Here is a 12,677-nt window from a genome sequence, read left to right as displayed (position 1 = left end):
ATAATTGATAATTGATAATTGATAATTGATAATTGATAATTGATAATTGATAATTGATAATTGATAATTAATCATTAATAATTGATAATTGATAATTGATAATTGATAATTGATAATTGATAATTGATAATTGATAATTGATTCCTTTTGGTTTAAACCTACATTCCGCGCGACAAAATGTATTGCGAAACGAGGAGTCAGAATTTCCTAGGTCATGCTCCGCAAACAGAAGAAAGTCATAGTAATCAACAATCAAGTAATATCATGTCCGCTGGTATCGGAGCGTGTAAACCAAAGGGTAAATATCTACAGGAGCAAGAATTATCCCTAGATTTTTCAGCCAATAGTCTACACAAAATGCTCACTTTTTCGGCTTTATCAACCAAAAAGCTGGTACTTTTTCCATACCTAAAATTCCTCAAACCTTTATCCGTCAATACTTTTATATTTAATCAGCAACCCCTAAATACTTACCAAACCACAGCTTTTTATACTAATTTTAATACTACAAATTTACAGCGGTTTTCATTTCAGTAGACCACATTAGGGACATTCCATGGAACGTCCCTACTAAGTTTTGGTTGTGAAGATGTGGTTCATCAACTTGAAAAGCGCTGTAAGTGTGGAATGTGGGTTTCAAGTTTATCCTTTTCAACAAAAAAAGAAATAAGATTTTTGCTATGCAATACTCTTGATTTTAACCAAAAGTAATCATTAATTATTAATTATCCATTATTCATTATTAATTATTAATTATCCTAAATACTTCCTTTCTGCCTTCTACTTTCTTGCTGACTTTTTCTTGTTTCTCCCATATTATTATTTCGACCAAATTTAGCATCTTGAAAAGAACTACCCACACCCTGAATAATACCTCTTCCAATTAAACCTATACCACGCCCAATTACTTGAGTTAATAAATACACAACTCCACTACCAATAAAAGAAACAGTTGCCCTAATACCAGGAGCTATTGCATCACGAGTTTCTAATAGTAATGTTACTGTCAATGGAATTCCTGAAAGTTTTCCTAATTCATGTCTACGGGGTGAATAAACAGATACTTTTTTAATGCCACGTTCATTCAATACAAATAAGGAAAAATTACTCTCAAAAATTTCTTTTGGTTCTCCAATATATTGTTCTATACGATATCTCCAGGATAAGCGATTACGGAACTTTTCAATATCCCGTGTTGATAATAATTGACGACTATAAAAATTTTCTTTAATTTCTTCTACATCGGCAAAATTATTTAATAAAGGTTGAATCACAGCATTAGCAATTGAAATTAATAAATTTTGAAGTAAGGCTTCAGAGCGTTCCATGGCTTCAGGAGTACCTACTCCAAAAGATACATTATCAATTACTAAAGGAACTTGAAATAATAAGTAGGATTTTTCGGATCAATTTTACCGTTAATATCTATGGGAAATTTAAGTTTTTTTGTGCTTTTAACCCTTCTGTCTTAGATAACTAAAGCCTTCTTTCCTAGATAACTAAAGCCTTCTTCTTTACCCTTACCTTACAAGACCGATGCTACCGGACATGATATCAGTAGCGATCGCTCTCTGAATCAAAAATTAGGGTAAAAAAAAATAATTCCACTTTTTTGAGAGTGGAATTATTCAACAAAATCTCAGAAAACTAAATCCTATAATCTGAGTATTAACTAAGTCAAACTTCTACTTTTTCTTATAAAGAAGAACCTACACCAACATAAGCTCCGTAGAAGAAAAGACTAACAACTACAAGTACACCAGTTCCTGCTACAAGAGCAACCAACCATAAAGGAATTCTTCCTGGTTCAGACATCATAATACTTCACCTCAATTATTTCAAAACTAACTACTATTTCAAAGAAATTTGTAAACAATCTAATTGTTAACTTTTTAGTTGATTCTACTACCTATACATTAAAAAAATTCCGAAAANGAATTCTTCCTGGTTCAGACATCATAATACTTCACCTCAATTATTTCAAAACTAACTACTATTTCAAAGAAATTTGTAAACAATCTAATTGTTAACTTTTTAGTTGATTCTACTACCTATACATTAGCAAAATATGATAACTTGTATAGGTAGAAATTTCTCAATTCCGTTTCCCAAATTAGTTAAAGAAATAACTAGAAAACAGAATACCAAGAACAAAAACTAAGAGCAAACCAAGATAGAGAGAAGTACGGTTTAATTCTACTGGTTGCTGATTAGCATTAGTATTACGGTCTAAAGGCATTATTTTATGCTCCTATCTTTGAATAAACTGCATAGCTGCGATGGCACCTAAAAAGAAAACTGTAGGTACACCAAGAGTATGAACTGCTAACCATCTAACTGTAAAAATTGGATAGCTAACTGGTTGATTTGGATTTCCGCTAGTCATTATTTTAATCTCCTTATTTTTTATCTATTTGATAAATTCATCAATTTGTTGTTTTGCTTCAAAACGATCTGAAACAACAGGTAGTTCTTGTCTTTGTTGAGTGTAATACTCATTAGGTCTAGGTGTACCGAAAACATCATAAGCTAACCCGGTACTCACAAATAACCAACCTGCAACAAACAGAGCTGGAATAGTGATACTATGAATTACCCAGTAACGAATGCTTGTGATAATGTCTCCAAATGGACGTTCACCTGTACTGCCACCAGCCATCTAATTTTTTCCTCCCAAATAATCTTAAACCATCATTTATATATGATAGTCTTAAAACTTTTCTAAATTGCTCATACCATAGTAATAAATGGGATGAGTTTTTTGTCTTTTTTCAGAGTAAAAATAGACTAACTTTTTGTCTTTTTTACATCTGTCATTTTTATCTCTTAGCCAGACGGGATCAATTCTAACACATTCAGACTGATTTTCAGCAAATAAAACAATACAAAGAAATCATATCTTGCCGTTTGAGTAATACTACCCAATTAAGTGATAAACAATGATATTTTTCTATTGTTATAGTCGGATAGCTTCTGTTTTTAAACCGCCTCTGAAACTGCTGAACTATTATATTTGAGCATAGTTCCTCTTTGACCAAGAATAAAACCTGTTTCTGAATTGATAAATACAATGTTGTAGAAATTTTCAGGAACATTCTCTACATCAAGGTCTTTTTCCCAAGTCTGACCTCCATCGGTACTGCGAAGTAAATTACCACTACCGCCAGAAACCCAAATTTCATCAGGAGTTCTATAAGCCAAATCTAAAAGACCCCAACTTGTAGCATACTCAGGAGTAATAGCTTCTCCCCACTCTTCTAGGTTTTCCGGATCGCTAAACCGCAGTTGACCTCCACGCGCTAATAACCACAAACCACCATCATCACCAAAACCCATATTTTCCAAACGGCGAGAGTTCTGACGGTTATGAGGAGTCCAAGATGTTTCTCCAGGTGCCCAAGTAGAATAAAAGTTGCCCTTTGCCGAAACAGCTATATATTTACCATCAGAAGAACGAGAAATATTTCTCACTACTCCCACAGCATCCTCCACTTGAGCACGCCAATTGTATCCTCCATCTTGAGTCCGATAGATAGCTCCTACATCAGTCGTCATTTCCGCAGAATTTGGCCCCAAAGCCACAATTGTATTAGGAGCGCCAGGCAGTTTAGAACTTAGAGGAATCGGACTCCAAGACTCTCCTCCATCATCAGTATGCAAAAGTAAAGAAGGTTGTCCGACAATCCACCCTTNCAGTTTAGAACTTAGAGGAATCGGACTCCAAGACTCTCCTCCATCATCAGTATGCAAAAGTAAAGAAGGTTGTCCGACAATCCACCCTTCATTACCATTAAAACTTACTGATGTCAAGCGAGCTTTTTCCTCTAAATCGATACTTTTAGGTTGCCAAGTTTCGCCACCATCAGTAGTTTCAAGAATAGTTGTATCACCACCCACAATCCAACCATGGTCAAGATCATCTGTAAATCCGATATCAAACAACGTAACCTCAGTTGGTAGTTGAATTACCTCCCAGGGATTGTAACTCATCGGTGGTAAAAAAGCATTTTTGCAACCGCTACAAAGTATAACTGCTGCTAATACTATGAAAATTTGTTTCCAGAATTTTACTATTGAGTGCATCACAATTTAATCATTCATTAAATGAATAATGAATAATGAATAATAAATAATTAAAACTATCTCTAATTATCAATTATCAATTATCAATTATCAATTATCTTTATGGCCATCTTATCGTAAACCATATAAGCTCAGGAAAAACAAGAATCCCAGGGCTAATCCACCAAAAATTAGAAGATTTTTCTGGCTGGGTGTGAGAGTATTAACACCAAAACCATAGCCAAGGTTTTCTTTAAATCCTGAAGGGCCTTCAATCGGTCCAACATTCATAAATTGGACTTTAGACGCTCCACAAACAGGACAGCGCCAAACTGAAGGCAAATCTGAAAAAGCAGTTCCCGGTGGAATTTTTCCCGTAGAACTTCCCTTATTAGGTTCATATACATAGCCACAGGCTCGACATTCATATCGATCCAGTTCCTCTATGTTGGCCTCATCCTGTGTGTTGGCCTCAGTCGTTTCCTCGCTCATAGTTCCCAGGGATTGAATTAGCGATTATGAAAATATTTTTAATTATTATTACAGAATTTGACTATTTAGAACTGATTGGTTAGTTTTAACTTTTGAATTTTGACTTTTGACCTATAACTTTTGACTTGAGATAACTATTTAGAATTGATGGGTCATATCATGTCCGGATAATTAGTGATAAAAAAACTTTCTGCTTATTCTCCTCTTCTTCCTCTTCCTTCTCCTTTATCGTTTCTTCCCTCCTGGCTCCGTACGGACGTTGCATGCAACGTCCCTACCTCCTGACTCCTCCCTCGTTATTTACCGAAATAATTAATAATTAAACAATTAAATAATTAGACCATTCACGCCTTGAAGCCTCCCCTTTCAAGGGGAAAAAAATAAATCTTTTCCTGATTCGTCAATCCTCTCCCTAAAAGGGAGAGGTAATTATCAATTATCAATTATCAATTATCAATTAATGAAGACTGTTTAACCGGACATGATATTAGCTCTAACTTTTGACTGTTAAATTTTGACTTTTGACTTATTATCTGGACTAGCAGTAGAATAACTCTTATGGTCTCTATAATATTCACAGACTAAGAGTCCTAGTTATTTAGAAAATGTAGGTTAATTGTGTTTGTTCTTAGTGGTTACGAGTATTTTCTAGGTTTCCTCATAATTAGCAGCCTAGTCCCAATCCTGGCCTTAACTGCATCTAAGCTACTCCGGCCCAAAACTCGCGGCCCAGAGCGAGTCTCGACCTATGAATCCGGTGTAGAACCAATTGGTGGAGCATGGATACAGTTCAATATCCGTTACTATATGTTCGCTCTTGTCTTTGTCATCTTTGATGTAGAGACAGTATTTCTATATCCTTGGGCAGTGGCCTTTCATCAGTTGGGACTCCTAGCCTTTATAGAAGCCCTAATTTTCATCGCAATCTTAGTGATTGCTCTAGTGTACGCATGGCGCAAAGGAGCTTTGGAATGGTCTTAAGTCCTAATCAAAAACCAAAAATTATTAATCCAATTGAGCAACCCCCCGAAGTTACTCAAGAACTTTCCGAGAATGTAGTTTTAACTACAGTTGACGATCTTTACAACTGGGCTAGACTTTCTAGTTTATGGCCTCTTTTGTATGGTACAGCTTGTTNTAGTGATTGCTCTAGTGTACGCATGGCGCAAAGGAGCTTTGGAATGGTCTTAAGTCCTAATCAAAAACCAAAAATTATTAATCCAATTGAGCAACCCCCCGAAGTTACTCAAGAACTTTCCGAGAATGTAGTTTTAACTACAGTTGACGATCTTTACAACTGGGCTAGACTTTCTAGTTTATGGCCTCTTTTGTATGGTACAGCTTGTTGTTTCATTGAATTTGCAGCTCTCATCGGCTCCAGATTTGACTTTGACCGCTTTGGCTTAGTACCACGGTCCAGCCCTAGACAAGCAGACTTACTAATTACTGCTGGTACAATCACCATGAAGTATGCTCCGACCTTAGTACGTCTTTATGAGCAAATGCCAGAACCTAAATATGTCATTGCCATGGGTGCTTGTACAATTACAGGCGGTATGTTTAGTATGGACTCACCAACAGCAGTTCGTGGGGTAGACAAATTAATCCCAGTAGATGTATACATTCCTGGCTGTCCACCACGTCCAGAAGCAATTATTGATGCTGTCATCAAGCTGAGGAAAAAAGTTGCCAATGAATCCTTGCAAGAAAGGGGTAAACTCTTGCAAGCTCATCGTTACTACAGTGTTAAGCACAATATGAAAGTAGTTGAACCAATTCTGAATGGTCAATATCTACAGACATCTGACCGTCAAGCACCACCAAAAGAGCTAACAGAAGCAATAGGTATGCCAGTACCACCTGCACTGCAAGCTACACAAACAGAGGAGGTAAGTCGTGGCTGAATCAGAAGAAGCTCCAGTAATTGAAGCAGGTAAAGTTTCACAATGGCTGGCAGAGAATGGTTTTGAGCATCAATTCTTAGAACCCGATCATCTGGGAGTAGAAATTATCAAAGTTGACAGGGATTTCTTAATTCCCCTATCCACAGCTTTGTATGCTTATGGCTTTAATTATCTACAGTGTCAATGTGCTTATGATGCAGGACCTGGAGAAGACTTAGTAAGTATGTATCACTTGGTCAAAGTCAGTGATGATGTAGACCAACCAGAAGAAGTACGGGTAAAAGTATTTATCCCCAGAGACGATCCTAGAGTTCCTTCCGTTTATTGGATTTGGAAGTCAGCAGATTTCCAAGAGCGGGAATCTTATGATATGTACGGCATNCTACAGTGTCAATGTGCTTATGATGCAGGACCTGGAGAAGACTTAGTAAGTATGTATCACTTGGTCAAAGTCAGTGATGATGTAGACCAACCAGAAGAAGTACGGGTAAAAGTATTTATCCCCAGAGACGATCCTAGAGTTCCTTCCGTTTATTGGATTTGGAAGTCAGCAGATTTCCAAGAGCGGGAATCTTATGATATGTACGGCATTGTCTACGAAGGACATCCTAATCTCAAACGAATTTTGATGCCTGAAGACTGGGTAGGTTGGCCGTTGCGTAAAGATTATATTTCCCCAGAATTCTACGAATTACAAGATGCCTATTAAATCAGTTATCAGTTATCAGTTATCAGTTATCAGTACCGAATGCTGAAGTATCTGGTATTGAAATACTGAAGTTGATTTTTTTCATCTCCTATCCAAGTTTATCTATATTTCTGCATTTTGAGAAAATAGAATAAATTTTCTCTGGAATAGGAACTTGTCAGGGATAAGCAACGTCCCGACACCAGATAGCACCCACCCATTAAATAGGGGGGTGCTTAATCTTACTAAATTGAATAGTTAAATTTTGCTTATGGCCTTAAGATTAAATTATTCTAGTATATTTTCCAATCTAATTGTCACATTCTTATCAACCTGATATAATCCTCAGCGTCTGCGCTTTAGCTTTACTCGTCATGGGTGATAAGCATCATATTGATTTAATGTATATCTGTATTCTTGATTTGGTGGTTTTTAGCCATTAGTTAAATACAAATCACTATTAACTATAGATTTTTTGGTGGAGGAGTTAGAACGTGAGTGATGATATAAAAACAGCCTCGCAACTTGGCGGGGCTGGTAATATAGTAGGTGTCACATTTAATGATGTAGATGGTGATGGGGTCTTTGATTCAGAAGACCAAACAATATCTGGTGTTACAGTATTTGTGGATCAAAATAATGATGGTCTGCAAAATCCTAATGAATTATTCTCAGTTAGTCGTCCAGATGGTGCCTATAGCTTCTTAGGATTACTAGATGGTGAATATCCACTCAGACAAATTCCCCCTCCTGGTACTGTTTCAACTGTTATACAAGAACCAATCGTAGTACCTGTAGTCGCTGCGGATATGGTCAGAGATATCAGGATAAACTTTGGTAGTACAGTAGGTGGCCCTGTTCCACCACCACCACCACCACCTGGCCTTGGTAGCATTTTTGGTGTCAAGTACAATGACCTTAACCGTAACGGCTTTCGCGATCCCGCAGAACCAGGTTTACCTGGATTTACTATCTACTTAGATCAAAATAATAATAATCAGTTAGACCCTGAAGAACCCTCATCAATAAGTGGAGATGATGGTGAATTTGCTTTTACCAATCTACCGCTGAATTCAACTTACAGTATTCGGGAAATTCCGCAGCCAGGTTTCCAGCAAACTATCCCAGATCCTGTATTTGTTACCCTGAACATAGACCAGCCTACTGTTTCAGATTTTCCATTTGGTAACGCGGTAATTGGCCCAGGCACAGGTAACATCAGTGGTGTATTATTTGAAGACTTAAACATTGATGGTATTCGTGACTCTAATGAACCAAGTATTTCTGGTGGCGAAGTATTTCTTGATGGAAACAGAAATGGCATTCTAGATGAAGGGGAAGTTGTCAGTATAACTGATGAATTTGGTTTTTACTCATTCATAGAAGTAACACCTGGTCTATTCAACGTTGATGTTGTACGAGACTTAGACGAAGCAAGAACAACTCCTAACCCAGTAATTATTTTCACTGGTACAGAAGATTTACCACCAACTGTGGTTGAAGATATTGGTATAGTTACTCCTGGTGGTACAGGTAATGTTGAAGGAGTTAAATATCTCGATGCAAATGCTAATGGCATCTTAGACCCTAATGAGCCTGGTCTACCAAACTTTACTATCTATGCAGACCTTAATAGTAATGAGATTCTAGATGTTGGTGAACCATTCGATATTACTAGCGCAAATGGCAGTTACTTCTTAGCTAATTTACCAGCAAACCGCCTAGTCACTATTCGGGAAGCGGAAGAACAACTAGGATTTAATGTAACAACCCAATCTCGGACTGTTGATATACCAGATGGGGAAACCTTGTTTGGTGNCTTTACTATCTATGCAGACCTTAATAGTAATGAGATTCTAGATGTTGGTGAACCATTCGATATTACTAGCGCAAATGGCAGTTACTTCTTAGCTAATTTACCAGCAAACCGCCTAGTCACTATTCGGGAAGCGGAAGAACAACTAGGATTTAATGTAACAACCCAATCTCGGACTGTTGATATACCAGATGGGGAAACCTTGTTTGGTGTTAACTTTGGTAATGCTGAAGTTAATGCAATCTCAGGTATTGTTTTCTTAGATAACAATGCTAATGGAGCCATCGATCTAACAGATATAGTTGTACCAGATATTCTAGAAAATGTAGGTATATCAGATGGAGATATAGGTCTATCAAACTTTACTGTTTATTTAGACCTCAATGAAAATGGTATCTTTGATCAAGAAGAACCTTTCAGAATTACTAACGATCGAGGTTTCTACAGCTTTAATACTCTACCTCCAGATGAGTATGTTGTCAGAGTAGTACCTCAACCTGGTTTTACCCTAACAACACCAGATCCAGTAATTGTTGTTACCAGTGGGGAAGATGCAAACTTTGTTAATATCGGTCAAGTTCCTGACACTCCCTTCCTACAGGGTGATTTAATCGGTAATAAATTTAACGATTTCAATTCCAATGGAGTCTTAGATCCAGGAGAACCTGGTTTAGCTAACTTTACTCTCTACTTAGACCTTGATGGAGACAATATACTAGACCCTGAAGAACCAGCTTCAATATCAAATGTTAATGGTGACTTTAGCTTTAATAATCTTCCACTAGGAACTTACTTTTTACGGGAAATACCTCAACCGGGTTTTGTCAAAACTACTCCAGATCAGGAAATTACTTTAACTCAACCTATTAATGTTCTACAAGGTGATCCGCGTCTTGTATTGAATGTGGGTAATGCTGTGATCGCTCCACCAACTCCAGAGCCAGAACCAGAGCAACCTTTAGAACCAGTGCCAGAGCAACCTTTAGAACCAGCGCCAGAGCAACCTTTAGAACCAGTGCCAGAGCAACCTATAGAACCAGCGCCAGAACCAGAGCAACCTATAGAACCAGCGCCAGAACCAGAGCAACCTATAGAACCAGAGCAACCTATAGAACCAGAGCAACCTATAGAACCAGCTCCAGAAGCAACAGATGAAACTAGAACTGCTAGCCAATTAACAGGAACAGGCCGAATTGCTGGTACTAAATTTAATGATATCAATGGTAACAATGCAATAGATCCTGATGAATCTGGTCTTCCTGGATTCACTATTTATCTAGACCTTGATGACAATAGAGTTCTAGACACGGGTGAACCAACATCTATTACTGATGCAGATGGTCGCTATAGCTTTGAGAATTTACCACCTGATACTTATCCAGTCAGGGAAGTTCAGCAAGCTGGTTTCACCCAAATTACTCCAGATCCAATAATTAACTTAGCTGACGGTGACAATATTGATTTCGTCAATATTGGAAACCAACCTGATGCAACAGTAACACCTCCTTCAGTTATCCCAGATACAGAGGCCAGGGGTACAATTGCTGGCGTTAAATTTGACGATCGCAATGCTGATGGTTTAGCCGGTCCTGATGAACCAAGACTAATAGATGTCGAAATTTTTGTAGACCTCAATAATAACGGTTTCGCAGAAGCCAATGAACCAGTTACCCGCACAGATCCTAATGGGTTCTATAGTTTTACATTGCGACCAGGGAACTACAGAGTTCGGGAAACACCACCAGCAGGCTTTGTTAACACTACTCCTACTCCTTTAGTTCCCGTTGTTCCTGGTCAGACGGTTGTCTACAACTTTGGTGATACCAGCATCTTTGACCCGAACACTGTTATTAGTGGTGTAATCTTCACTGATGAGAATAACAATGGGGTACGAGATACTACTGGCAGCAGTGAAGATATCAACAATGATGGAATACTAGACCCAACCGAAGACCTCAACAATAACGGTATAATTGATGGGATAACCTTCACTGAACCAGGTATTCCTACAGCTCAAGTTTTCCTAGATATAGATGGTGATGGAGAACTAGATAGCAGTGAAGACCTCAATCTTAACGGGGTACTAGATGAAGGCGAAGACATAGATGGTGATGGTAACCTTGATTTCGACGAACCTGAAACCTTCACCGATCCTGATGGTCGTTATACATTTAACGGTGTACTTCCTGGTATTTACACAGTTGATGTTGTTCGCCAAGAAAACTTGTTCCGAACAAGCAGTCGTCCAGTTGTTACTGTTTTTATTGGTCAAGACGTACCACCAGCAGATCCCAATATCTCAACAGAGCCAATTAATCTTCCCTTTGGTCAAAGTTTATTTGNCCTGAAACCTTCACCGATCCTGATGGTCGTTATACATTTAACGGTGTACTTCCTGGTATTTACACAGTTGATGTTGTTCGCCAAGAAAACTTGTTCCGAACAAGCAGTCGTCCAGTTGTTACTGTTTTTATTGGTCAAGACGTACCACCAGCAGATCCCAATATCTCAACAGAGCCAATTAATCTTCCCTTTGGTCAAAGTTTATTTGATATTGACTTCGGTGTGAATGTCAGATCGCCACAGGAAGATACTGTTAGTGGTATTGTATTTGCTGACAACAACGGTAACGGACTATTTGAACCTCTACTAGGGGAAGTTGGTTTACCTGGTGTTGAAGTATTCCTAGACACAAAAGCAGATGGTCAGATACAAGGCTTTGAACCAAATCAAATTAGTGGTCCTGGTGGTAGTTTTGGTTTAGATGTATCTGATGTAGATTCAGGTTCGTATCAGCTTCTACAAATTCTGCGCACAGGCTTTACTCAGACAACTCCAACAGCTTTGATAACTGTTGGTGATGGTCTCAGTACCGTTTACAACTTTGGGAACCAACCGCAAACTCTAATTACTGGAACTGTATTTGAAGACTTTAACAGTAATGGTATCCAAGACTTTGGCGATACTAATGGCAATGGTGTCCTTGATCCTGATGAATTTGTAGAAAGGGGTGTTCCTGGTTTCCAAATCTATGTTGATATCAACAACAATGGCCGTTTTGATGGCTTAGAAGAACCTAATACTTTCACAGACACAAACGGAGAATATGCAATTGTTGGTCTGTTGCCAGGTACTTACACATTACGAATTATTCCACGAGATGTTATTACAGATCCGAATGATCCAACTGCAACTTCACAAGGCTTTATTGCTACAACTCCAACGGACCTGACAATTACTGTTGACGAGTTTGAGAACTCTAACTTAGAAATTGATTTTGGTCAGTCTCCGGTACTTCCTCCTATTGGCCGTGCCAATATTTCTGGTATTGCATTTATAGATGATAACGGAGATGGTCAGGCAGAACCACTAGATGGTGACCGACCATTGCCTAATGCTATTATCTACATAGATGCTAACGAAAACGGGGAACGAGATGATGACGAACGATTTTCTTTGACAGACCAATTTGGTCGCTATGATATCCCTGAGATAGATCCAGGAACTTATATTGTTCGTCAGGAACCATTCCCTGGTTTCACTGACTCTACGACTCCACAACCTGTAATAATCACTCTGGCAGCAGGGGATAACGCTGACTTTGTTAACTTTGCCAACGATCCAACAAATCTGCCACCTGCTGTGCTTCCTGTTGTCGATCTCGGTGGTATTGTTTTCAACGATATTGATGGTAATGGTCAGATAGATCCAGGAG

At 38.2% G+C, this 12,677-nt stretch carries 10 protein-coding genes and 6 pseudogenes; 8 read left to right on the top strand and 8 right to left on the bottom strand.

Features of this window, described 5'->3' with window-relative positions:
- The first annotated feature begins 177 nt into the window (after positions 1-177).
- Complete coding sequence (locus AFK68_RS29025) at positions 178-537, top strand: hypothetical protein (RefSeq protein ID WP_094677282.1); 360 nt, start codon at positions 178-180, stop codon at positions 535-537.
- A gap of 221 nt (positions 538-758) precedes the next feature.
- Here AFK68_RS29025 and AFK68_RS29020 read toward each other — a convergent pair.
- The 8 genes and pseudogenes from AFK68_RS29020 to AFK68_RS28990 form a co-directional block, all read right to left on the bottom strand.
- Positions 759-1,385 (bottom strand): annotated as a pseudogene (locus AFK68_RS29020) (DUF3685 domain-containing protein); the annotation flags it as partial.
- A gap of 310 nt (positions 1,386-1,695) precedes the next feature.
- Positions 1,696-1,818: a photosystem II reaction center protein J gene (locus tag AFK68_RS29015; protein ID WP_094677278.1), complete on the bottom strand. Its 123-nt coding sequence runs from the start codon at positions 1,816-1,818 to the stop codon at positions 1,696-1,698.
- A gap of 295 nt (positions 1,819-2,113) precedes the next feature.
- The gene (locus tag AFK68_RS29010; protein WP_094677276.1) at positions 2,114-2,239 is read right to left on the bottom strand and encodes a photosystem II reaction center protein L; all 126 of its coding nucleotides are present in this window, start codon (positions 2,237-2,239) and stop codon (positions 2,114-2,116) included.
- A gap of 12 nt (positions 2,240-2,251) precedes the next feature.
- Positions 2,252-2,386 carry a cytochrome b559 subunit beta gene (gene psbF, locus AFK68_RS29005; RefSeq protein WP_094677274.1) on the bottom strand — a complete coding sequence of 45 codons (135 nt, stop codon included), beginning with the start codon at positions 2,384-2,386 and terminating at the stop codon, positions 2,252-2,254.
- Between the two features lie 24 nt (positions 2,387-2,410).
- Positions 2,411-2,659, bottom strand: coding sequence for a cytochrome b559 subunit alpha (gene psbE, locus AFK68_RS29000; RefSeq protein WP_094677272.1), 249 nt, complete (start codon positions 2,657-2,659; stop codon positions 2,411-2,413).
- Positions 2,660-2,979: 320 nt separating this feature from the next.
- Positions 2,980-3,692 (bottom strand): annotated as a pseudogene (locus AFK68_RS42815) (photosynthesis system II assembly factor Ycf48); the annotation flags it as partial.
- Between the two features lies 1 nt (position 3,693).
- The coding region (locus tag AFK68_RS42810; RefSeq protein WP_246844528.1) for a YCF48-related protein at positions 3,694-4,083 on the bottom strand (390 nt) is incomplete at its 3' end.
- Positions 4,084-4,194: 111 nt separating this feature from the next.
- Positions 4,195-4,554, bottom strand: a complete 360-nt coding sequence (locus tag AFK68_RS28990; protein WP_094677268.1) for a rubredoxin — start codon at positions 4,552-4,554, stop codon at positions 4,195-4,197.
- 618 nt (positions 4,555-5,172) lie between these two features.
- Here AFK68_RS28990 and ndhC point away from each other — a divergent pair.
- The 7 genes and pseudogenes from ndhC to AFK68_RS40100 form a co-directional block, all read left to right on the top strand.
- Positions 5,173-5,535, top strand: a complete 363-nt coding sequence (gene ndhC, locus AFK68_RS28985) for a photosynthetic/respiratory NAD(P)H-quinone oxidoreductase subunit C (protein WP_094677266.1) — start codon at positions 5,173-5,175, stop codon at positions 5,533-5,535.
- Positions 5,526-5,691, top strand: a pseudogene (locus AFK68_RS28980) (NADH-quinone oxidoreductase subunit B); the annotation flags it as partial. The gene ndhC and the pseudogene AFK68_RS28980, both read left to right, overlap by 10 nt.
- A 44-nt stretch (positions 5,692-5,735) precedes the next feature.
- Positions 5,736-6,458 (top strand): photosynthetic/respiratory NAD(P)H-quinone oxidoreductase subunit K, encoded by a 723-nt coding sequence (gene ndhK, locus AFK68_RS28975; protein ID WP_094677284.1) that lies wholly within the window; start codon positions 5,736-5,738, stop codon positions 6,456-6,458.
- A pseudogene (locus tag AFK68_RS40125) lies at positions 6,451-6,839 on the top strand (NAD(P)H-quinone oxidoreductase subunit J); the annotation flags it as partial. The gene ndhK and the pseudogene AFK68_RS40125, both read left to right, overlap by 8 nt.
- A gap of 1 nt (position 6,840) precedes the next feature.
- On the top strand, positions 6,841-7,167 hold a 327-nt coding region (locus tag AFK68_RS40120), incomplete at its 5' end, for an NAD(P)H-quinone oxidoreductase subunit J (RefSeq protein WP_210407667.1).
- Between the two features lie 2,699 nt (positions 7,168-9,866).
- Positions 9,867-11,304: pseudogene (locus AFK68_RS46875) on the top strand (collagen binding domain-containing protein); the annotation flags it as partial.
- A 1-nt stretch (position 11,305) separates the two neighbouring features.
- Positions 11,306-12,677, top strand: a pseudogene (locus AFK68_RS40100) (carboxypeptidase-like regulatory domain-containing protein); the annotation flags it as partial.

It is taken from the genome of Hydrocoleum sp. CS-953 (assembly GCF_002260545.1).
Lineage (GTDB): Bacteria > Cyanobacteriota > Cyanobacteriia > Cyanobacteriales > Microcoleaceae > Trichodesmium.
Note: the sequence above shows the minus strand (reverse complement) of the source record. Positions and strands in the feature narration are given on the sequence as shown.